Origin of the sequence: Massilia genomosp. 1 (assembly GCF_011682185.1) — a bacterium.
In the GTDB taxonomy this organism is placed as follows: domain Bacteria; phylum Pseudomonadota; class Gammaproteobacteria; order Burkholderiales; family Burkholderiaceae_D; genus Telluria_A; species Telluria_A rubra.
This window is the reverse complement of sequence record NZ_WHJF01000093.1, coordinates 1-21,522: the sequence shown is the minus strand read 5'-3', so window position 1 is coordinate 21,522 and position 21,522 is coordinate 1. Positions and strand designations below refer to the sequence as shown.

Genomic DNA, 21,522 nt, shown 5'->3' with positions numbered 1-21,522 from the left:
CCAATGATTGAAAGACAATGACAATGGCAGAATTTCCCAACACCGGCAGCGCAGCGGCCAAGGCCGAACTGAAGGTCGACCTGCGGCCCACGCTGTTCATCGGCGCCGGCGGCACCGGCATGGAAGTGATGCTGCGGATTCGCCGCCGCATCCTGTCGGAGGTCTGGAACCGCCACAACCCGACCCGCGTCGAATCGATCGCGCAGTTCCCGGTCGCGCGCTTCCTGCACTTCGACCTCGATAACAACGCCGTCATCGACGAAGGAAAATCGCAGCGCACCGACCCCTGGTACGAGCTGGTCAAGCTGGCCGACGACGAGCGCCTGGTCGAGTCGCTCGACCTGCCCCAGTATCACGAGTCCGACGACAGCCTGGCGCGCTTTCCGCTGATCGAAAACTGGATGCCGCTGCGGCCCAAAAAACTGCGCTCGCTCGGGATCGACCCGTCCAAGGGCGCGGGCCAGATCCGCGCGCTGGCGCGCCTGTACCTGTTCGACAAGTATCCCAAGCTGCGCGGGCGCATCAAGGGCGCCCTCAATTTCTTGAGCAGTAACGCCGGCAACGAGCGCAAGGAAACCTACCAGCGCCTGGGGCTCCAGGTCGATACGTCCAAGTTCCGCATCGTCGTCATCGCCTCGTGCGCGGGCGGCACGGGCGCCGGCAGCGCCATCGACCTGGGCTGGATTTCCAAGGCCATCGCGCGCCAGGAAGTGTCCGACAACCAGGTCGACCTGGTCCTGTTCATGCCGTCCGGTTTCGCCAAGGCCAACAAGGAGCGCACCGAGGCCAACGCCTACGCCACCCTGATGGAGCTCGAGACGACCATGCGCGATATGAACGCGCAAGTCCGCTGGGCCGAGCCGGACAACCTGGTCGGCAAGGGCGCGCCCTTCGACGATGTGTATTTCGTCGATACCGCCAACCTGGCCAACAAGGCGACGGCCGACGTCAAGGATGTCTACCAGATGGTGGCCGACACCCTGTTCGAAGACTTCGCCTCGGCCGATTTTGCCAACCGCAAGCGCTCGATCGCGGTCAACCAGCAGCAGCACAAGCTCGGGCCGTTCAACCCGCGCGTGCCGGAACAGCGCTTCGGCGACATGCGCCTGTCGTACTCCAAGGTGTATTCGGCCTTCGGCCAGGCGGTGCTCGACACCCAGCAAAGCCTGCGCGACGATATCCGCGCCTACGAACTGGCCGCGCTGATGGTCAAGGCCTTCTTCGGCCTGGCTGGCGAGCACGGGGCCAGTGGCCGCGGGCTCGAACAGCTGGTTTCGCGCCGCGCGGGCGACCAGGAGCGCGATGTCTTCATGCGCGAGCAGATGTCGATGAGCGAGCATCCGTTCGACGAATTCCCCGACTTCAAAAAGGGCACGGTCGACCTGACCCCGTTCCAGGAATACGCGCTGACCGACCAGCTGCTGATGGACAAGGACCAGCGTTCGCTGCTGGAACGGGTCGAGAGCAAGGTGCAGCTCGAGATGGACCGCATCATGGCCTCGTACGACCTGGGCGTGTGGCGCGAAAAAGTGGCCGAGCTGCTGCCGCACCTGGAGCGCGACGCCATCCGCGAAGCCGGCGCCACCGCCGAAACGAGCGAAGACCGCATCAAGCGCCATACGCTTGAACTGACCACGCGCCTCAAGGGCCGCGCGCGCACCCAGTTGTACGCGCTGCTGGACGACCGCAAGCAGGGCGGCCTGGAATTCGTGCTCTCGCTGCTGGAACAGATCAAGGCGCGCCTGCTGCAGCGCGACCTGGGCAACGCCGAACGCAATGGCAAGCGCTATCGCGACATCCGCGACGCGCTGCGCACGCGCCAGGTCGAGGAGTCGCTCGGCAACCTGTCGCAGGCGGCCAGCCGCCTGTTCGGCAAGGATGCGCAGGCGCGCGAAGTGATGGCCCACCTCAAGCGCGACATTGCCGACTACCTGCGTTTCCACCTGCTGGCGGTGGCGGCGGGCCAGTCGATCGAGGTCATGCGCACCATGTCGTCCTGGCTGGGCGACCCGCAAAGCACCGATGAACAGGGGCAGCCCGTGTGGAGCGGCATCGCCGGCGAATTCCAGGAGGGACGCCGCTGCGTGCAGGCCATGCTCGGCGCGGTCGACCAGCGCATCGACCAGCTGCGCGCCGAGGCGCGCCACGAGCACGCGACCTACATCAAGCTGGCCAGCGACATCCTGCCCGACCCGGTGGCACTGAGCGGCGACATCCACGCCTGGAGCGAGGAAGTGTTGCTCGAATTCGGCGGCTCGGCGCGCCTGTTCCCGCAACTGGGCGACGAAAAACTGCGCGCCAGCCTGCTGCTCAAGCTGTTCCGCCGCGCCCAGACCCAGCTCAGCGTGGAAGAACTGGACGACGCCGAACCGGTCGATCCCCTGCTCGAACGCCTCGGCGCCATGTCGCCGCAAGAGCGGGCGCGCATTTTCGGCGAGTGGCTCAAAAGCGCGATGCCGTGGATGAACGCGCGCTTTTCCGCCGAGTTCACGCCCAGGGCCGACCAGTTCAAGTGCTTCATCGGGGTGGGCGACGTCAACGCCTGGCGCCTGATGGAGACCGAAATTCGCGCCGCCGTGCCGGCCGGCTCCTTTCATGGCGACCTGGTTTCGGTGGTCAACACCGGCATTAGCGGCAAGGCGGTGTGCTACATCGAGCTGTCGGGCTTTCCGATGACGGTGCTGCGCGGCCTGCCGACCTGGCGCACTTCGTACCAGATCGAAAACCCCAAGATTCCGACCCACCTGCATTTCGACGCGACGCGCTTCCGCCATCCGATTTCGCCATCGATGGATGAACTGAACCGCCTGGCCGACGATTACGAGTGGTTCTTGCAGGCCAACGCGCTCGGCGTGATCCGCCGCAAGAGCGACCTGGCCGACCGCGAAGCGTCGTTCCAGCCGCGCGGGCAGTACCTGTTCGAAGTCGAACCGGGTTCCGGCGAGTGGCTCCAGATCGGCAACGAGTTCGCGATCCGCTCCAACGGCCTGCCGCCGTACTACCGCGAGCAGGTCATCGCCGCCGTGCAGCAGCGCCTGGCCAGGCTGGGACCGAACCAGTTCACCATGCTGGCGACCCTGATGCGCCACTTCCAGCAGCGCGTGTATGAACCGAAGCTCGAAGTCGATGAAACCGGCGCCCAGCTGCCGTCGCCGTCGCTGCCGAACATCACCGCGCGCCGTCTGTACGAAGAGTGGTTCAAGCGCGCGCGCGCCATGAATCCGGCGCTGGCGCAGCGCGATATCGACGCCGCCGGCGCCTCGCTCGCCGAGTGGACCGAACCGGTGCCCGGTTCGGCCAGCGACGCCTACGCCTGGGAAGTGGAAAAATCGGTCGACAAGCGCGCCATTCGCGCGGCCTTCCTGGCCAGCGAGCCCGAGGCGGCGCAGGCGCTGGCCGCACGCGCGGTGGCGCCGCCGCCGCCGCAGGCAGCGGGCGCACGCTATAAACTGTTCCTCAACGGCGCGCAGCAGGGACCGTTCTCGATCGACGAGATCGCGCTGCGCATCGCTCGCGCGGAAACGGGGCCGCAGACCAAGGTCTGGAACATGCAGTGGAATCCCAAGGCCGACAAGTGGAAGAGCGCGGGCGAACTGCCGGAGCTGGCCTCCCTGTTCGACGATGCCATCCCGGACCCCGACAACGACATACCCGATCCGGACTGACGCCATGAACCTGCAAGACCAAGTGATCTACCGCTGCATCCACGCCGCCTGCGCGCGCCCGATGCCGCGCCGGGTCGATTTTTGCCCGTACTGCGGCGCCGCCCAGCACGAGGGCGCGTTGAGGCCGGCATCCGCCGCCGTGAGCGAACCTGCGCCCGCGCCGCCCGTGGCGGCCTGCGTCGCGCCAGCGGTTGAAGCGCCGGCGTTCGTGCAGGACGTGCCGCTTGCGCCGGCCCGGCCCGGCCCCGCCGCCGCCGCTCCTCCTCCGCCGCCGATCCCCGGTCCCGCCGCCGCCGCCGTCCCTCCGGCGCCGCCCAAAGCCGTGCCGCGCGCCGCGCCGTCCGGGCCCGCGCTGCGCAAACCGATCCGCCTGCGTTACTGGCTGATGGCGCTCGCCGTCCTGGCCGGCATCTGGTTCATGGCCAGGCCGGAGCCGAAGAAGTTCGAGGCGCGCATCGAGCAGGCGACTTTGCAGGCCGAGGATTGCAATATCAAGGAGGCCAGGGCCGAACTGGACGCGCTCAGGCGCGACAAGGCCAGCGAGGCCCAGCTTGACCGCCTGCAGTCGTCGATCGGCGCGGCCGCCAGTGCCTGCGAGCGCAAACGCGCGCGCGGCGCCAAGGCCAAGAGCGCGCCCAAACGCGACACGCTGCCTGCGCCGGTCAAACCCGCCGCGCCGGTGCTGGAACGTCCTGTGATCGAACGCCCGGCCGGCCAGTCGGCGCGCAACCTGATCGCCGAAGCGGAGCGTGAACTGGCGCAGGGCAATTACAAGGCCGCCTCCGACAAGCTGGAAACCTGCATCGCCATGGTCGACGGCAGTCGCGAATGCGCCGCCTTCAAAAAGCACGCCGACCGCCTGCTCACGGACATGCGCCATTGCGTGGGGGCGGGACGCGAGTGGATCAACGACCGCTGCATGTAAGTACAATTCAAGCGCGCAGCGCGCGGCAACTCGTCAGACATGTATCTTTTTTGTAAAGATTGCCAAAGTTCTTGCCGAAATGTTGCTTCTTGGTCTACGATCACGTTTTCCACTTCACCGGAGACGTCGATGGCGCTCAGCAGAATTTTCCCATCGCTGGCGCTGGCCTGCGGTGCAGCATCGGTGCAAGCTGCCAGCTTCGATTGCGTCACGCCCGAGTTTCCCGACAAATCGGTATCGATCCAGGCCGCGCGCCGCATCGACGACCAGGTGCGGGCGTGGGAAAAATGCTACGCCCAGTTCCGCGCGAGCCAGTGGAGCATCGATGCCGCGCGCCAGAACGATGAAGTGGCGGCCGGCGTGGAACGCTGGGTGACGCTCGCGCGCACGCCAGGGGCGGCGGGCGGATCCAGCGCCGCCAGCGCGCGCCCGCGCGGCGCCGATGCGCCGGCCAGGGTCGCACGCGGCAAACGCGATAACCAGGTCATGCGCTTCGTCGAACAGGCCCCGGTCGAATACGCGGTCGAACTGCGCTGAGCGCAGGCGGCTTTACACCAGCGGGCGCATCTCGATTGCAATCCCCGACAGGACCGCGTTGCCCGACAAGGGGTCGCGCAGGTTCTCGTCCAGCAGCGCGTTCAGGTTCACCCCCGGCCGTTCGGCCGCCACCCGCATCTGCGTGCCTTCCAGGTCATGGCCCCAGCCATGCGGCAGGCTGACCACGCCCGCCATCATCTGCGCCGATATCTCCACCTGCGCCTCGATCATCCGTTCGCCATTGCGGATCTGCGCCATGGCGCCATCGACCAGGCCAAGGCGCGCCGCGTCAAGCGGATGGACCAGCGCCGTGCAGCGGTAGGCGCCCTTGGCCAGCACCGGCAGGTTGTGCATCCAGCTGTTGTTCGAGCGTAGCTGGCGGCGCCCGACGATGACCAGGTCCGGCGCCGGCGCGCGCAGGTCGGCCCTGGCGCGCGCCAGGTCGTCGAGCAGCAGCTGCGGCGCCAGTTCGATCTTGCCCGAGGGCGTGCGCAGCGCTTCCGGGATGCGGCTGCTCATCGGCCCCAGGTCGATGCCGGACGGCGTCGCCTTCAGGCGCGCCAGGGTCAGCCCGTCCGGATGTTTGCCGAACTGGTCGCCGTACGGGCCGCTGCGCAGCGCCAGGTCGAGCATGCGTTCGGCGCCGCGCGCGCTGCCCAGGGCCGCCATCAGCGCGGGCGCCGCCGGACCGGCCACGCGCGCCAGGTCTTCCTGCATGTGCTCGTCGTCGAGCGCGTCGATGTCGGCCGCGGCGCCCAGTCCTTTGACGATGGCGGCGATGCGCATCATGCTTTGCCATTCGTGCGGCTGATCCGGCGCGCGCGCCAGCACCGGCGCGCTGAAGCGGGCGTGATTGCGGTGCGAGAACTGGGTGAAGCTGACGTCGTAATGGGCGTCCTCCAGCGGCGGGACGCCCGGCAGGATCACGTCGGCGTGGCGCGAGGTTTCGTTCAGGTAGATATCGAGGCTGACCATGAAATCGAGCCCGTCGAGCGCACGGGCCAGGCGCGCCCCGTTCGGCGCCGACAGCACCGGATTGGCGGCGATGGCGATGAGCGCGCGTACCTGGCCGGGGCCGGGCGTGTCGATTTCTTCGGCCAGGCAGGTCACCGGCAGTTCGCCCGACACTTCGGCCGCGCCCGAGACGCGCGAGCGATAGCGCCCCGTGACCACGCCGCGCCCGATGCCCGGCGCGCCGCGCGTGTTGGCCGAAAACGCGGCCGCTTTCGGGAACATGGCGCCGCCTTCCTGGTCCAGGTGCCCGGTCAGCACGTTGATCGCATCGATCAGCCACGAACACAAGGTGCCGAATTGCTGGGTGCAGGTGCCGATGCGGCCGTAGATGGCCGCGCGCGGCGTGTTGGCCAGGCTGCGCGCCAGCTGGCGCATGGTGGCCGCCTCGATGCCGCAGCGCGCCGCCACCAGTTCGGGCGCGTATTCGCGCACCGCCGCCTCCAGCTGTTCCAGGCCCACGGTGTGTTCAGCCAGCCGGCCAAGGCGCACCAGTTGCTGGTCGAACAGCGCGTGTACGATCCCCAGCAAAAAGAAGACATCGGCGCCGGGGCGGATGAAGTGGTGGGCGTCGGCCACGTCGGCCGTTTCGGTGCGGCGCGGATCGACCACGACCAGCTGGCCGCCGCGCGCGCGCAGGGCCTTGGCCTTGCCGCGAAAGTCCGGCACGGTCCACAGGCTGCCGTTCGAGACCATCGGGTTGGCGCCCAATATGAGCAGAAAGTCGCAGCGCTCGATGTCCGGCACCGGCACCGACAGCCAGCTGCCGAACATCAATCCGCTTGAGAGCATCTTCGGCACCTGGTCCACGCTCGACGCCGAGAACATATTGCGGGTGCCGAGCGCGCGCGCCAGGCGCGGGAAGTACAGCAGCAGGCTCATTTTGTGGGACACCGGGTTGCCCAGCACCGTGGCCACGGCGTTGGCGCCGCCGGCGGCGATGACCGGCGGCAGGCGGCGTTCGATTTCGGCGTAGGCCTGGTCCCAGGTGGCTGGTTCAAAGACGCCATTGCGCTTGATCAGCGGCGTGCGCAGGCGGTCGGGATCGTCGTGCAGGTCTTTCAGGCCGATCGCCTTGGGGCACAAAAAGCCATGCGAGAACACGTCGTTGGCGTCGCCGCGGATGCGCACCACCTTGTTCTCTTCGAGGTCGAGTTCAAGCCCGCAGCACGCTTCGCAAAACGGGCAAATGCGGTGCGCGCGGGTGGCGGGCGGGGAGGCGGACAAGGTCATGGCGAGCACTTTCCAAAAAATCGAACGGTCGTGCGATTGTCTGCATTCGGGGCCCGACTGTCAACCGGAATGTCGGGCGCCGGTGTATGCTACTGAGCAACAACAACCGTAGGGGAAATCATGAAAATCACATCGCTCATCGGCTGCGCCATGATGCTCGCCGCGCTGGCCGGCTGCCACAAGGACGAGCAGGGCATGGGACCGGCGCAGAAGGCCGGCGCCAATATCGATCAAGCCGGCGACACCGTCGGCGCCAACCTGAAGGCCAACGTCGACAAGGCCGAGGAAGCGGGCAAGAAGATCACCGATGCGGCCAAGGCCACCGGCGACAAGATCGAGGAGGCGACCCTGGACGCCAGCAAGGGCCTGGACCGGGCCACCGAGAACGTTGGCAAGAAGGTGGAGCAGGCGGGCGAGAAGATCCAGGAATCGGCGCGCAAATAGGCACGCAGGCACGCAGGCACGCCGCAGCAAGCCCGCTGTCAGGCCGCCCGGCGCCTGGCGAACGAGGCGTGCATGGACGGCATGTCAGACGATGGTCAGCTTCGGCGGCGTGGCCGCGTTTTTCGATTCCGGCCAGGTGCCGAGCACGATCGACATGTCGACGTAGCCGGCGCCCCAGGCGCGCTCGAGGTCCTGCTCGATGTTTTCCATCGTGGTCTTTTCGAAGTTGGCGAAGCCGCGCACGCCGTAGGCGCGGTTGCGCCCGTGCGCCTTGGCCAGGTAGAGCGCCATGTCGACCAGGTTGACGGCGCGTTCCCACGGCAGCGCATCGTTGCCCGGCACCAGCGGAAACGGCGCGAAGCCGATCGACACGTTCACCGACAGGCGCTTGTCCTGGTAGTCGATGGCCTGCTGCGAAATCCCGGTCAGCAGGCGCCGTGCGATTTCCTCGACGCCGCTGCGCGGGATGGCCGGCAAAAAGGCGAGGAATTCTTCGCCGCCCCAGCGCACGATCATGTCGGTCTCGCGCAGGATGTCGCGCAGGCTGGCGGCGATCATTTTCAGCACGGCGTCGCCGGCCGCGTGGCCGTGGCTGTCGTTGACGTGCTTGAAGTGGTCGACGTCGAGCAGGAACAGGGCGCCGACGATTTCTTCGCCCGAAGTGCCGGCGCCGCGTTTTTCCACCTGCAGGTGGCCGCGCATGAACTCCTGGAAGTGGCGCCGGTTGTACAAACCGGTGAGCGGATCGCGCGAACTTTGCTGCTTCAGTTCCAGGTTCTTGACCTTGAGCTGGGCATTCGCGTGGCGCACCTTGCGGTACAGGATGCCGACCACCAGCGCGGCCAGCGCAAAGACCACCGCCAGCAGCCACCACACGCGCTGCTGCAGGCGGCGGTTGTCGATTTCGGTCGTCTTGAGCTGGTTTTCGCGGCTCAACAGTTCGATCTGGCGCTGCTTCTTTTCGGTCTCGTACTTTTCCTGCAGTTCGAGCGTGGCTTTCTGGCGCCGTTTTTCAAACAGCTCGTTCGACAGCGCGCGCTCGCGGTGATAGGCCTTGACCGCGCCCGCCATGTCGCCGGCGCGTTCGAGCGCGGCGCCGTATTCCATCAGCACTTCCTGCAATTCCGGCTTGTCGCCGACCTTTTCGTACCAGGCCAGGCCCATGTCGAAATGGCGCTTGCCCTCGACCAGGCTGCCCAGGCCCAGGTGCGCCTGGCCCAGGTTCAGGTGCGCGGTGGCCACGGTGCTGTCGTCGTTCAGGCTGCGCCCGGCCTTCAAGGCCTGGTTTGCGTACGACAGGGTGCGCGCATAATCGTGCTGCTTCAGGTAGCTGTCGGACAGGTTCACCAGCGACCCGGCGATCATCGCCTCGGCGCCGATCTGGCGCTCGTACTCGAGCCCCGCCAGCAGGGCGCGCAGGCCGCGCTGCGGCTGGTTGGTTTCGACCGCCAGGCCGTATTCGGTATCCTTCAGGGTCGCCAGGCGCCCCGGCGAATCGGTTTGCTCGGCCAGCGCGGTGGCTTCGTCCAGCGCCTCGAAACCCTTGTCATGCTCGTTCAACTGGCCGTACAGGATGGCCAGCGCATTGAGCGCCTGGACCTTGGGGATCGGCTGGCCGTACTGGCGCGCCAGGGTCAGCGCGGTCTGCATCTTGCCCATCGCGGCCGGAAAATTGCCGTCTTCCGCGTAGGCCTGGCCGGAGGTGATCGCGGCCTGCACGCGCAGTGCCATGTCGTCGGTGGTGTTGGCGATCTTTTCGCCCTCCCACGCCAGTTGGTGCGACAGCGCCAGCTGGTCCATGCGCGAGACCACGTAAGCCTTGGTCAGCAACCCCTTGGCCTTGACCACATTGTCCTTCGTGTCGCGCCCGAAGGCGATCAGTTCCTCGGCCGCGGCCAGCGCTTCGGGCACCTGGTTCAAGCCGCGCAGGGCCAGGCACAGCTGGGCCAGGAAATCGGCCTTGGTGCGCACCGGCGCGGCGCGCGCCTCGGTTTCGATCCGGCGCAGCGCGCCCAGCGCCTTGGGCGGAACGTAGCGGTTGATTTCGCGGATCTCCACCAGGCGCGCATCGAGCGCCGGATGCTGGGCCTGGGCGAGACCCGACACCAGGCATAGCGATGCCAGCAGCACGCGGACCTGGCGGCCCGGCGGGGTGTCTGATAAACCTGCCAACATCACGTTCCTTCATGTGAACACCGGTGCTTTCCGAACGGGAAAACTGCGCTCAATTATATTCTTGTTGCAAGCGGGAAAGTTCCACCGGTACTTAGATTGTGCCCCTAAATGCACATTTAAATGGCAGGAACGGGTGTTTCGATGACGCTTTGGCATGGAAGTGTTGGTCCGGTACGACGCCCTCGGCGGCGCTTGATGACCGCGATTTGGCCGTCTGTCGCATTTGCCGCCCGGCGCCGCGCGTTTGGCTTACATTCCGTACAAGCCCATCTTTCAACATGTCAGGAAACACCATGCTCGAACTGCGCAATGTGGTCAAAACTTTCGGTAACAAGGTGTACGCGGTCGATGGCGTGAGCCTCTCGCTCGAGCGCGGCGTGGTCGGCCTGATCGGCCACAATGGCGCCGGCAAGACCACCCTGATGCAGATGATCGCCACGCTCACGCGCCCGAGCGGCGGCCAGATCCTGTTCGACGGCGTCGATATCGTGGCGCGCCCGCAGCATATCCGGGGCCGGCTCGGCTACCTGCCGCAGGACTTCGGCGTGTATCCGAACCTGTCGGCCCTCGAATTCATGCAGTATTTCGCCGCCCTCAAGGGCGTGCGCGATCCAGGCCGCATCAAGCACCTGCTCGAACTGGTCAACCTGCATGAACAGGCCAGGCGCCCGGCGGCCTCGTTCTCGGGCGGCATGCGGCGCCGCCTCGGCATCGCCCAGGCGCTGCTGAACGACCCCGACATCCTGGTCGTCGACGAGCCCACCGCCGGCCTCGATCCCGAGGAGCGCCTGCGCTTTCGCAACCTGCTGGGCGAACTCGGATCGACCAAGCTGGTGATCATGTCGACCCACATCGTGTCCGACGTCGAAACCATCGCCGCCCGGCTGGCCACCATGGACGCGGGCAAGCTGATCGCCTGCGAAACGCCGCGCACCCTGCTCGAGCAGGCGCGCGGGCGCATCTGGTCGGCCAATGTCGGCGCGGCCGACTACGAACTGCTGCGCGCCAGGGTGACTGTGCTGCACGCGCAGCGCGAGGGCGAGCAGGTGGCGCTGCGCATCGTGCATGGCGCCTCGCCGTGCGCCGGCGCGCGCGTGGCCGAACCGACCCTGGAAGAAGCGCTCGTCGCCCAGCGCCACGCATTGAAGGCGGCGGCGTGATGCTCTTCATCCTGCGCGCGCTGGCGCTCAACGAGGTACGCCTGCGCATGCGGCGCACCTCGACCGTGGTGGCGCTGCTGGCGGTGGTGGCGCTGAGCTGGGCGATGATCGCCGACCCCGCCAGCGGCAATGCGCTGCTGGTGTTTAACAAGGCGCGCGTGCTCTACACCAGTTCCGCGCTGGCTTTGGGCAGCGCCACCCTGGGCGCCTTGCTGTTCGGCCTTGGCGGTTTTTACCTGGTGCGAGGGCGCATGAGCGAAGACCTGCGCAGCGGCATCGGCGGCGTGATCGGCGCCACCCCGGTCGGCAGCGCGCTGTTCCTGGCCGGGCGCTGGCTGGGCGCCTGCGCCTACCTCGGCGCGCTGGTGGCCGCCTTCATGCTGACCATGCTGGTGCTGCACGCGCTGCGCGGCGACGGTCCGCTCGAACCGCTGGTCTACCTGCAAACCTACGCGCTGTTGATGGTGCCGATGGTGCTGTTCGCGGCCAGCTGCGCGATCCTGTTCGACAGCTGGGCGCCGCTGATGGGCAAGGGCGGCGATCTGCTGTTCTTCATGCTGTGGATAGCGCAGCTGGTGTTGATGACGCAAAGCGGCAGCAGCGAGGTCCCGGCAATGATGGTGTTCGATTTTTCGGGGCTGGCGGTGGCGGTGGCGGCGGTGCATGGGTTTGTGAGCGGCGCCGATTTCTCGATCGGGTCGAGCCCTTTCGACGCCGCGCTGGCGCCCGTGTCGCTGCCGCCGCTGCTGTGGAGCGCGCGCATGATGGGGCTGCGCGCCGCGTCGGCCGTGCTGGCGCTCGCGCCGCTGTTGCCGGCCTGGTGGCTGTTCCACCGCTATTCGCCGGACCGGGTCAAGCCCGGGCGCGCCCGCCTGCGCCGCACGCCATTGGCGCTGGTCAATGCCGCACTGCGCCCGTTGGCCGTGCTGGCCAATCCCTTGCTGGCGCTGGCCGCGCGCGTGCCGGGGCTGGCCGGCCAGGTGCTGGCCGACCTCGCGCTGACCTTCATCATCGCCCCTGCCGCGCTGCTGGCGTTTGTCCTGTGTGCGGGCGCCGCCGTATTCGCACCGATCAACGCCCTGCCGGCGCTGCTGATGGCGGCGGTGGCGTTGTGGGGCATCGTGGTGGGCGACATCAGTACCCGCGATTACGCGGGGGCCACCGAAGACCTGAGCGGTACGGTGAGCGGCGGGGTGGCCTTGCGCTACCTGCGCCAGTATGCCGCCAGCGTGCTGCTTGGCTTGATGTTCATGGGGCCGGTGGCGCTGCGCTGGGCCTTCACCGAGCCGCTGCGGGCACTGGCGCTGGTGGTGGGCGTGGCCAGCCTGTCGGCCTTGGCCAGCCTGTTCGGCCGCTGCGCCAGGACGGCGCGCCTGTTCCTGTCGCTGTTCCTGTTCTGGTTCTACGTGGCGCTCAACGCCACCGAGGCGCCGAGGATCGACGCGGTGGGCTTCAATGGCGCCGCCAACCTGCACTCGGTGGCGCTGTACGCGCTGGTGGGCGCGCTGGCGCTGGCCGGCGGCTACCTGTACAACGCCAGCCGCCTGGCGCGCTAGGATCGGTCTGACTAAACAACGCGAACATATTCTATTTCGATAGCTTCGATACGTCGTTCCCGCGCAGGAACGACGAAACAATCGCGGCTCTCGCTACGACTCAGCCAGAGAGACCCTACGCCGCCAGTTGCTGCAACAGGTACAGGCGCTGGTACAGGCCGCCGTCGACCTGCATCAACTCGTCGTGCGAACCGGCTTCCGAGATGCGGCCGTGATTGAGCACCACGATGCGGTCGGCCTCGCGGATGGTCGAGAGGCGGTGCGCGATGGCGATGATGGTCACCCGTCCGCGCAGTTCGTTCAAGGCTTCCTGCACCACCTGCTCGGTGGCGCTGTCGATATGCGAGGTCGCTTCGTCGAGCAGCAAAATGCGCGGCTGGCCGGCCAGCGCGCGCGCAATCGCGATCAGCTGTTTCTGGCCGGTCGACAGGCGCGAGCCGCTTTCGCCGAGCGGCGTATCGTAGCCGTCTTCCAGCGCGGCGATGAAGTCGTGCGCATGGGCCGCGCGCGCCGCCGTTTCGATGGCTTGCTGCGACAGGCCGCGTCCCATGTCGATGTTCTCGCGCGCCGACGCCGCCAGCAGGAACGGGTCCTGCGGCACCAGTCCCACCTCGGAGCGGAAACGCTCGTTGCCGATGGCCGCCAGCGGCTGGCCGTGTACTTCGATGGCGCCGGGGCGCGACGGGTAGTAGCGCAGCAGCAGCGACAGCAGGGTCGACTTGCCGCTGCCGGTGTGGCCGACGATGCCGAAGAAGGCGCCCTGCGGCACGTCCAGGTTCAGGCCGTGCAGCACGTCCTGGCCGGGCGCGTAGCCGAAGCTGAGGTCGCGGATGCGCACCGCCGGCGCGTCCGGCGCCCCCACCGCGGGAGGCGGCGCACGGCCGCTGTCGTGTTCCGGCGCGCCGGCTTCGCCCAGCAAGGCCGACACGCGCGCGGTCGCCACCACGGCTTGCTGCAAGCCGCTGAACTGCATCGTAATCTGGATCATCGGTTCGACCACGCGCGCGATGTAGCTGATGAAGGCGTACAGCACCCCGACTTCGAGCGCATTCATTTCGCGCCGGCCGAAGCTGTAGATCACCACCGCCAGCAGGATCACATTGAGCAGGTCGAGCGCGGGGCGCAGCAAAAAGGCGTTGGCGCGCAGTTCGGCCAGGCGCGCCTTGTAGTGCGCCTCGTTGGTGGCGCCGAAGCGGGCACCGAAGCGTTCTTGCGCGTTGTTCGCCTGCAGCACGCTCATGCCGCCGATCGATTCGGCGATCTGGCCGTTGATGTCGCTGCGCAGGGCGCGCGCGCGGGTCACCGCCGGCGCCGACAGGCGCTGGTAGACGAACACGATGACCACCACCGCCGGCACCAGGGCCAGCACGATCAGCATCAGGCGCCAGTCGAGCCAGGCCATGGCGATCATGGTCCCGACCAGCACGATGCTGCTGTCGAGGATCACGAACAGCACCTGGATGTAGAGCGTCTTGACGGCCTCGGTGTCGTTGGTCACGCGGCTGATCAACTGGCCGGTGATGGCGCGATCGAAAAACGCCATCGGCAGGCGCAGCACGTGGCCGAACACCCATTCGCGCAGGCGCTGCACCGAACGCATGGCCAGGCCCGACAGGCGCACCAGTTGCAGGTAGCGCAGCCAGCTGGCGATCCAGCCGCTCACCAGCATGGCGCCGAGCAGCATGGCCATGCGCGGAAAATCGAGGTGGCGCGGCAGCAGGTGTTCGTCGATCAGGGCCTTGCCGAGGATCGGGCCGATCACTTCCAGGCCGGCCGCGAGAATCAGCCACAGGGTCGCCCACAGCAAATGCCGGCGGTCGGGTTGGGCGGCGCGGCGCAACAGGCCGATCGCTTGCGCGGCCTGCGCCGGCATGGCTTTGGCGGTGGTATCAGATTGCATCGAGGCTGGCCTCCAGTTGTTGATAGCGCCACTGGCTGGCGTACCAGCCGTCGCGTTCGAGCAGGGCCTCGTGGGTGCCCGATTCGGTAATGCGGCCGTCGCGCAGCACCACGATGAAGTCGGCATTGACCACCGCCGACAGGCGGTGGCTGGCGATGATCACGCTGCGCTCGGGGCGCGCGCGCCGCAGTTCCTCCAGGTGTTCGAGGATGCGCGTTTCGGTGCCGGTATCGACCGCCGAGAGGGCGTCGTCGAGCAGCAGCAGGGTGCTGTCGGCCAGCAGCGAGCGGGCGATCGCCACGCGCTGGCGCTGGCCGCCCGACAGGGTGATGCCGCGCTCGCCCACCGGCGTGTCGTACCCTTGCGGGAAGCGCAGGATATCTTCGTGGATGGCGGCCATGTGGGCCGCGTGTTCGATCTGCGCGCGCGAGGCGTCGGGCCGGGCCAGCGCAATGTTTTCGGCGATGGTGGCCGAGAACAGGAACGACTCCTGCGGCACCCAGCTGATCGCCGCGCGCAAGGTGGCCAGGGTGTAGCCGGCCAGCGGCTGGCCGCCCCAGGTGACGCTGCCGGCCTGCGGCGTGGCCTGGCGCAGCAGCACGCGCAGCAGGGTCGACTTGCCGGAGCCGGTCGGTCCCACCAGGCCCAGGGTCTGGCCGGGCGCGATGCTGCACGACACATCGGCCAGCGCGGCGATGGCCTGGCCGCTGTAGGTGTAGCCGACCTGCTCGAGCACCAGCGGACCGGGCGCCAGGGTGGCGAGCTTGCCATGGTCGTCCACCGAGAGGGGCGTCTCGAGCAGGGGCTGCACGCGCGCCAGCGCCGCGCGACCGCGTTCGATCAGCGAGAGCACCCAGCCGGCCGCGAACATCGGCCAGATCAACTGGCCCAGGTACATGGAAAAGCTGGTCAGCGCGCCGATGGTGAGCTGGTTGTGCCACACCAGGTAGCCGCCCAGGCCGAGCGTGAGCGCGCTGGCGGCGGTCAGGGTCAGGCCGACGGCCGGCTCGTAAGCGGCTTCCCATTTCTGGGCGCGCAGGCTGGCGTCGGCGGCGCACGCGGCCAGTTCGCCAAACTGGGTCGCGCTGCGCTGCTCCAGGCCCAGCGCGCGCAGGGTGCGCACGCCCGACAGGGCTTCCTGCACATGGTCGTTCAGGCTCGAAAAACGCTGCAGCGACTCGGTGGCCGCCACGTGGATATGGCTGGAGATGCGCCAGAACGCGAACGCCATGAACGGAAAGGGCAGCAGGGCCATGCAGGCCAGGCGCCAGTCGACGCCGAGCGTCATGATCCCCAGTACCATGATCAGGGTCAGGGTGCCGTCGAAGCCGGCCAGCATGGCTTCGCCGGCCGCCATTTCGATGGCGTCGATGTCGTTGGTGGCCAGCGCCATCAGGTCGCCGGTGCGCTGCTGCTGGTAGAAGGCCGGCCCCTGGGCCGACAGGCGCGCATAAAAGCGCGTGCGCAGTTCGACCCCGAGCCGGTAGGCGGCGGCGAACAGGCGCAGGCGCCAGCCGACCCGCAGCAGGTAGATGGCCACGCCCATGCCGAGCAGTTGGAATAGTCCCAGCAGCAGGTCGTCGCGCGTCAGGCTGTGGGCGGCCAGGCCGTCGATCAGGGTGCCGATCTTGCGCGGGATCCAGACAGTGAGGGCCGCCACGCCGGCCAGCATGAAGGCCGACGAGATATACGAGCGCCAATGGCGGCGCACGAAGCTGCCTACGAGGCGCGATAAAGTCATTGAATACGTTCCTTGGATGTTGCGCCCGGACGAAAAAAACGGGCCGAAGCCCGTCAATTTACTACTTTTGGCAACTTGGCGCAGAGGCCGCCCGTGCTCGCAGCCTGTCGGACTTGGGATCGTCGGCTGCAAAAATACCTGGGACGGTCGATATTTCGCCGCTTTCTCGGCCAATAGCTCGCTATTGGCACTGCGACATCGTCAAAATCTGGCCTCGCCCAGCCATTTTTTCGCTTCGACTCCCCCAGTCCGACAGGCTGCCAGGGCATTACCGTCACTTCCTGCGCGCGCCTTTCGAGCTGGACGATTCGCCCGGTTTGCCGTTGCCCGGCTTGCCCGGATACGTGCCCGCCGGCGGCGTGGCGTCGACCGGCTTGATGCCGGAGACGTCGATCTGGATGGCGTCGTCGGCCGCCAGGGGCGCGGCGGCAGGCGTGTCATGCACCGGGCTGGCGGCCATGCTGGCGGCGGCGCGCGCGATCGGCGTGGCCTCGGCCAGCGGCAAGGGATCGGCCTCGGGTTCGTCGGCCGCGCGCAGGCTGACGATGATCGGCTCGTCGCGCACGTCGTGCGAGTCGTGCGCATCGCGGGACTCGTGCGCATCGTGGGACTCGTGCGCATCCGGCGCGACCCCGCGCACCGATGCGGATTCGGAGTCGCCGTCGTCGGCCTGTTCGTCGTAATCCTCGCTGTAATCCTCGTCGTCGGCGCCATGCGCTTCATCGTTGGCCGGTTCGCGCACTGCGGCTGGCGCGGCCAGGGCCGACAGGATGGACGACCCGGGCGCATTGACGCGCGCGTTGCCGGCGATGCCGAACAGGGCGCGGCTGTAGGCGAGCAGGGTGTCGAAACCGTCGCGGCTGTGCGCCGTGAGCGCAAACAGCTCGCGCGGGTCCTTGGCGGTCAGCAACTGCTGGATGGCGGCCGTCGATTTTTCGACGCTGGCGCGCGTCGTTTTGAGGTTCAGGGCAATCAGCTTCTCGGTATTTTCTACCGCTTTACCGGAGAAATGGCGGAAAGCGTCGAGCTGGGCGTCGAGCTGGGCTTTGCGTGCTGCGGAAAACTGTTCTGGAAGGTTGCTCATGGGGGTTCCTTGGAAGTGTTTTATGACGCGCTGCAATATTGCTAAGTCTATCCATGATTGCCAGCCTTGAAAAGCAATTTTTCAACTGTGCTCACGAAAATATCTTGCAACGCAGCATTTATCTTATTGGCATGACGACGGCATGACAAACACGCGCGCGCGCGCCCCAAGTTGTGCCCGATTCGCTACAATCAGCAGGCCCGCTAACGTCGTTTTCAAGGAGCCTTTCGATGGATCTCGTACTTCGCAACGCCAGCCTGCCCGACGGGCGCCTTCAGGTCGATATCGCGGTCGAGAACGGGCGCATCGCCGCCGTCGGTCCCGGCCTGGCGGTGCGCGGCGCGCGCGAGATCGACGCCGGCGGCGACCTGGTGACGCCGCCCTTCGTCGACGCCCACTTCCACATGGACGCCACCTTGAGTTACGGCCTGCCGCGCGTGAACCGCTCGGGCACCCTGCTCGAAGGGATCGCGCTGTGGGGCGAACTGAAACCCGCCCTGACCCAGGACGCGCTGGTCGAACGCGCCATGCAGTACTGCGACTGGGCGGTGGCGCGCGGCCTGCTGGCGATCCGCTCGCACGTGGACATTTGCGACGATCGCCTGCTGGCGGTGGAAGCGCTGCTCGAAGTGCGGCGCCGGGTGGCGCCTTATCTCGACCTGCAACTGGTCGCGTTTCCGCAAGACGGGATCTTGCGCAGCGCCACCGCCTTCGACAACCTCAAGCGCGCCATCGGGATGGGGGTGGACGTGGTGGGCGGGATTCCCCATTTCGAGCGCACCATGAGCGAGGGGGCGGCCTCGGTGCGCCTGCTGTGCGAGTATGCGGCCGGGCAGGGGCTGCGGGTGGACATGCACTGCGACGAATCGGACGACCCCATGTCGCGCCATATCGAAACGCTGGCCTTCGAAACGCAGCGCCTCGGCATGCAGGGCAGGGTGGCCGGCTCGCACCTGACCTCGATGCACTCGATGGACAACTACTATGTGAGCAAGCTGCTGCCATTGATGCGCGAGGCGGGCGTGGCGGCGATCGCCAACCCGCTGATCAACATCACCCTGCAGGGACGGCACGACAGCTACCCCAAGCGGCGCGGGATGACGCGCGTGCCCGAGCTGATCGCCGCCGGCGTGCAGGTCGCCTTTGGCCACGACTGCGTGATGGACCCGTGGTACAGCCTGGGCTCGGGCGACATGCTGGAAGTGGCGCACATGGGCCTGCACGTGGCGCAGATGACGGGGCAGGAGGCGATGCACCAGTGCTTCCTGGCGGTGACCGAGGTCCCGGCCCGCATTCTCGGACTGGAAGGCTACGGGATTGCGCCCGGCTGCCACGCCGACCTGGTGCTGCTCGACGCCGCCAGCACGGTCGAAGCGATCCGCCTGCGGGCGGCGCGGCGCATGGTGATCCGGCGCGGCGTGGTGGTGAGCGAAGCGCCGCGCGCGCGAGCGACCCTGCACCTGCCGGGACGCCCGGCCGGCACCAATTTTCGCCTCGGGCTGAGTTCCGGCGCGCCCTGATGAAGATCCTCGATACCGCACGCCTGGTGCTGCGCACCGTGGAAGCGGCCGATGCGCCGTTCTACCTGGAGCTGGTCAACGATCCCGATTTCCTGCGCCACATCGGCGACCGCGGCATCCGCACGCTGGAGGCGGCGCGCACGCACATCGACAATGGGCCGGTGCGCATGCAGGCCGCGCTGGGCCACGCCATCTGGCTGGTGGCGCACAAGGAGAGCGGCGCGCCGATCGGCATGTGCGGCCTGATCAAGCGCGACACCTTGCCCGAGGTCGACCTCGGCTACGCCTTCCTGCCGGGCTGGCGCGGCCAGGGCTATGCCGTGGAGGCGGCCCGCGCCGTGGTCGGGTACGCGCGCGAGCGCCTGGGACTGGCGCGCCTGCTGGCGATCACCTCGCCGCACAACACGGCGTCCGGCGCGCTGCTCGAAAAACTCGGCCTGCGTTTTGACAAGATTGTCCACCTTACACAGGAAGATCCCGGCACCCGGCTGTATGCGATGCAACTGTGTGCAACTGCCTGAAATACTTGTTGTCAGTTAACGAAAACGTATTTCTTTTTGTCTTTCACCAGTGCATGATTGCTTGGCAATGCAAGCGTCTTTACAGGCGCTGCGGCGATTCCCCCAACCAGCCGAGAGAGCCCATGAAACTCGCCAACCTCCGAATTGCCGTGCGCCTCGGTGCGCTCGGCGTGTTCTTTTTTGCCGCATTATTGTTGGTGGGCATAGGCGCCTGGACGGCGCTGTCCGGCGCCAACGCCAAGAGTGCGCTGGCGATGCAGCGCGCCGCCAAGCTCACCGAAGCGGTCGACACGGCGCGCAGCGCCCAGGTCGAATTCAAGATCCAGGTGCAGGAATGGAAAAACATCCTGCTGCGCGGTTCGGACGCGGCCCAGCTCGAAAAATACAGCGCCTCGTTCCGCAAGAGCGGCGAGACCACCCGCGCCGAACTGGCCAAGGTCACTTCCCTGCTCGGCGAGCTGGGGCTGAAAACGCCGCTGGTCGACGACGCCATCCGCGCCACCGACGAACTGGGCAAAAACTACCTGGGCGCGCTGCAAAAGTTCGATGGGGCCAATCCGGACAGCTACAAAAACGTCGACAAGCTGGTCAAGGGCATGGACCGCGCGCCGACCCAGAAGATCGACGCCATCGTCAGCTATATCGGCACCGAGGCGCGGGCGCTGACAGTGGCCATGAGCAAGGAGCAGGCCGCCGCCGAACGCGCGGCCAGCATCGAACTGCTGGTGATCGTGCTGGTGACGGTGGTGGTGGGCGCGGTGATCATGGTGTGGCTGGTGCGCAGTATTACCGGGCCCTTGAACGAGGCGGTCAATATCGCCCGCATCGTCGCCAGCGGCGACTTGTCGACCTCGATCGAAGCGCGCGGCAGCGACGAAATCGGCATGCTGCTCAAGTCGCTCAAGGACATGCACGACAGCCTGGCCGAGATCGTCGGCAAAGTGCGCGCCGGCACCGATGCGATTGCCAACGCGTCGAGTGAGATCGCCGAGGGCAACCAGGATTTGTCGGCGCGCACCGAAGCGCAGGCCAGTTCGCTTGAAGAGACTGCCTCGGCCATGGAAGAACTGACTTCGACCGTGAAACAGAACGGCGAAAACGCCACCCAGGCCAGCAAGCTTGCCGGCGACGCCTCGACGGTGGCGGTGCGCGGCGGCGACGCGGTGGCGCAAATGATCCACACCATGGGCTCGATCAACGAATCGTCGCGCAAGATCGTGGACATCATCGGCGTGATCGACGGGATTGCCTTCCAGACCAATATTCTGGCCCTGAACGCCGCGGTGGAAGCGGCGCGGGCGGGCGAGCAGGGGCGCGGCTTTGCGGTGGTAGCGTCGGAAGTGCGCAACCTGGCCCAGCGTTCGGCGGCGGCCGCCAAGGAAATCAAGGCCCTGATTGGCGACTCGGTCGACAAGGTCGAAACCGGCAGCAAGCTGGTGGGGCAGGCTGGCAACACGATGAACGAAGTCGTTGCCAGCGTGCAGCGGGTGACGGCGATCATCGGCGAGATTGCCGTCGCCAGTGGCGAGCAGAACGTGGGGATCGACCAGATCAACGATGCGATCACCCAGATGGACACGGTCACGCAGCAGAACGCGGCGCTGGTTGAAGAGGCGGCAGCGGCGGCCGAAGCGATGAAACAGCAGGCGGCCAGCCTGGCCGAAGCGGTCAGCGTGTTCAAGATCAGCAACAAGCACGTGGCGGCGGCCCCGGCGGCGCGCACCACGCAGCAACGGGCGGCGCGCGCGGCGTCGGTGCGGCTGGCGCCGGGCAAAGCCAAAGCCACCCCGGCGCGCCCGGTCGCCGCCGGCGACAAGGAATGGGAAGAATTCTGAGCCCCCAGCCGGAGCCCCCCAACCGGGGTCAGAGCTTTAACTTGAAACATTTCACGAAATAGTTTCAAAAAACCGGGAAGATTCCCGGTTTTTTTACGTGCGCCCAGCATGGGCGCACTCTTGGAGGTGCAAGTCCTCCCGCAAGCTGACCACAGTGAGCGAAGTGAAGCGCAACTGCGGAAGGGCGACCGACTGTGGGGAGGAAGCGTGGAGCG

General features: G+C 67.1%; 14 protein-coding genes. 9 read left to right on the top strand and 5 right to left on the bottom strand.

The features are described 5' to 3' along the window. Positions 1-23 precede the first annotated feature (23 nt). From F1735_RS25935 to F1735_RS25925, 3 genes are all read left to right on the top strand, one after another. Entirely contained in the window at positions 24-3,665 is a 3,642-nt protein-coding gene (locus F1735_RS25935) for a tubulin-like doman-containing protein (protein WP_167239622.1), read from the top strand. 4 nt (positions 3,666-3,669) lie between these two features. Beyond that, positions 3,670-4,590 (top strand): hypothetical protein, encoded by a 921-nt coding sequence (locus F1735_RS25930; RefSeq protein WP_167239621.1) that lies wholly within the window; start codon positions 3,670-3,672, stop codon positions 4,588-4,590. 129 nt (positions 4,591-4,719) lie between these two features. Continuing rightward, a complete protein-coding gene (locus F1735_RS25925) occupies positions 4,720-5,127 on the top strand; it encodes a hypothetical protein (RefSeq protein ID WP_167239620.1) in 408 nt (135 codons plus the stop codon). 12 nt (positions 5,128-5,139) lie between these two features. Here F1735_RS25925 and F1735_RS25920 read toward each other — a convergent pair whose 3' ends face one another. Beyond that, positions 5,140-7,371, bottom strand: a complete 2,232-nt coding sequence (locus F1735_RS25920) for a molybdopterin-dependent oxidoreductase (protein ID WP_167239619.1) — start codon at positions 7,369-7,371, stop codon at positions 5,140-5,142. A 120-nt stretch (positions 7,372-7,491) separates the two neighbouring features. Here F1735_RS25920 and F1735_RS25915 point away from each other — a divergent pair, with 120 nt between their 5' ends. After that, complete coding sequence (locus tag F1735_RS25915; protein WP_167239618.1) at positions 7,492-7,815, top strand: hypothetical protein; 324 nt, start codon at positions 7,492-7,494, stop codon at positions 7,813-7,815. 84 nt (positions 7,816-7,899) lie between these two features. Here F1735_RS25915 and F1735_RS25910 read toward each other — a convergent pair whose 3' ends face one another. Next, positions 7,900-9,990, bottom strand: coding sequence for a tetratricopeptide repeat-containing diguanylate cyclase (locus F1735_RS25910; RefSeq protein ID WP_167239617.1), 2,091 nt, complete (start codon positions 9,988-9,990; stop codon positions 7,900-7,902). 293 nt (positions 9,991-10,283) lie between these two features. On the opposite strand from F1735_RS25910, the gene F1735_RS25905 reads away from it, so the two are divergent. Together F1735_RS25905 and F1735_RS25900 are read left to right on the top strand one after the other, a co-directional pair. Continuing rightward, on the top strand, positions 10,284-11,150 hold the full coding sequence (locus F1735_RS25905) for an ABC transporter ATP-binding protein (RefSeq protein ID WP_167239616.1): 867 nt from the start codon (positions 10,284-10,286) through the stop codon (positions 11,148-11,150). Further along, positions 11,150-12,706: a hypothetical protein gene (locus tag F1735_RS25900; protein ID WP_167239629.1), complete on the top strand. Its 1,557-nt coding sequence runs from the start codon at positions 11,150-11,152 to the stop codon at positions 12,704-12,706. The genes F1735_RS25905 and F1735_RS25900 overlap by 1 nt, the downstream gene beginning before the upstream one ends. Before the next feature lie 115 nt (positions 12,707-12,821). On the opposite strand, the gene F1735_RS25895 is transcribed toward F1735_RS25900, so the two are convergent. The 3 genes from F1735_RS25895 to F1735_RS25885 all read right to left on the bottom strand — a co-directional run bounded on the left by F1735_RS25895 (position 12,822) and on the right by F1735_RS25885 (position 17,431). Beyond that, complete coding sequence (locus F1735_RS25895; RefSeq protein ID WP_167239615.1) at positions 12,822-14,606, bottom strand: ABC transporter ATP-binding protein; 1,785 nt, start codon at positions 14,604-14,606, stop codon at positions 12,822-12,824. Beyond that, a complete protein-coding gene (locus F1735_RS25890; RefSeq protein WP_167239614.1) occupies positions 14,596-16,347 on the bottom strand; it encodes an ABC transporter ATP-binding protein in 1,752 nt (583 codons plus the stop codon). Before F1735_RS25890 ends, F1735_RS25895 begins: the two co-directional genes overlap by 11 nt. Positions 16,348-16,621: 274 nt before the next feature. After that, on the bottom strand, positions 16,622-17,431 hold the full coding sequence (locus tag F1735_RS25885; protein ID WP_167239613.1) for a phasin family protein: 810 nt from the start codon (positions 17,429-17,431) through the stop codon (positions 16,622-16,624). A gap of 230 nt (positions 17,432-17,661) precedes the next feature. Between F1735_RS25885 and F1735_RS25880 the strand changes: the two genes are divergently transcribed. The 3 genes from F1735_RS25880 (at position 17,662) to F1735_RS25870 (ending at position 21,307) form a co-directional block, all read left to right on the top strand. After that, complete coding sequence (locus F1735_RS25880; protein ID WP_167239612.1) at positions 17,662-18,951, top strand: amidohydrolase family protein; 1,290 nt, start codon at positions 17,662-17,664, stop codon at positions 18,949-18,951. After that, positions 18,951-19,472 carry a GNAT family N-acetyltransferase gene (locus F1735_RS25875; protein ID WP_187364364.1) on the top strand — a complete coding sequence of 174 codons (522 nt, stop codon included), beginning with the start codon at positions 18,951-18,953 and terminating at the stop codon, positions 19,470-19,472. Before F1735_RS25880 ends, F1735_RS25875 begins: the two co-directional genes overlap by 1 nt. Before the next feature lie 122 nt (positions 19,473-19,594). After that, a complete protein-coding gene (locus tag F1735_RS25870; protein ID WP_167239611.1) occupies positions 19,595-21,307 on the top strand; it encodes a methyl-accepting chemotaxis protein in 1,713 nt (570 codons plus the stop codon). Positions 21,308-21,522 lie beyond the last annotated feature (215 nt).

Bases quoted from the DNA above. Each gene is read 5' to 3' on its own strand.
- F1735_RS25935 (WP_167239622.1), top strand. From the start codon at position 24: ATGGCAGAATTTCCCAACACCGGCAGCGCAGCGGCCAAGGCCGAACTG.
- F1735_RS25930 (WP_167239621.1), top strand. From the start codon at position 3,670: ATGAACCTGCAAGACCAAGTGATCTACCGCTGCATCCACGCCGCCTGC.
- F1735_RS25925 (WP_167239620.1), top strand. From the start codon at position 4,720: ATGGCGCTCAGCAGAATTTTCCCATCGCTGGCGCTGGCCTGCGGTGCA.
- F1735_RS25920 (WP_167239619.1), bottom strand. From the start codon at position 7,371: ATGACCTTGTCCGCCTCCCCGCCCGCCACCCGCGCGCACCGCATTTGC.
- F1735_RS25915 (WP_167239618.1), top strand. From the start codon at position 7,492: ATGAAAATCACATCGCTCATCGGCTGCGCCATGATGCTCGCCGCGCTG.
- F1735_RS25910 (WP_167239617.1), bottom strand. From the start codon at position 9,990: ATGTTGGCAGGTTTATCAGACACCCCGCCGGGCCGCCAGGTCCGCGTG.
- F1735_RS25905 (WP_167239616.1), top strand. From the start codon at position 10,284: ATGCTCGAACTGCGCAATGTGGTCAAAACTTTCGGTAACAAGGTGTAC.
- F1735_RS25900 (WP_167239629.1), top strand. From the start codon at position 11,150: ATGCTCTTCATCCTGCGCGCGCTGGCGCTCAACGAGGTACGCCTGCGC.
- F1735_RS25895 (WP_167239615.1), bottom strand. From the start codon at position 14,606: ATGCAATCTGATACCACCGCCAAAGCCATGCCGGCGCAGGCCGCGCAA.
- F1735_RS25890 (WP_167239614.1), bottom strand. From the start codon at position 16,347: ATGACTTTATCGCGCCTCGTAGGCAGCTTCGTGCGCCGCCATTGGCGC.
- F1735_RS25885 (WP_167239613.1), bottom strand. From the start codon at position 17,431: ATGAGCAACCTTCCAGAACAGTTTTCCGCAGCACGCAAAGCCCAGCTC.
- F1735_RS25880 (WP_167239612.1), top strand. From the start codon at position 17,662: ATGGATCTCGTACTTCGCAACGCCAGCCTGCCCGACGGGCGCCTTCAG.
- F1735_RS25875 (WP_187364364.1), top strand. From the start codon at position 18,951: ATGAAGATCCTCGATACCGCACGCCTGGTGCTGCGCACCGTGGAAGCG.
- F1735_RS25870 (WP_167239611.1), top strand. From the start codon at position 19,595: ATGAAACTCGCCAACCTCCGAATTGCCGTGCGCCTCGGTGCGCTCGGC.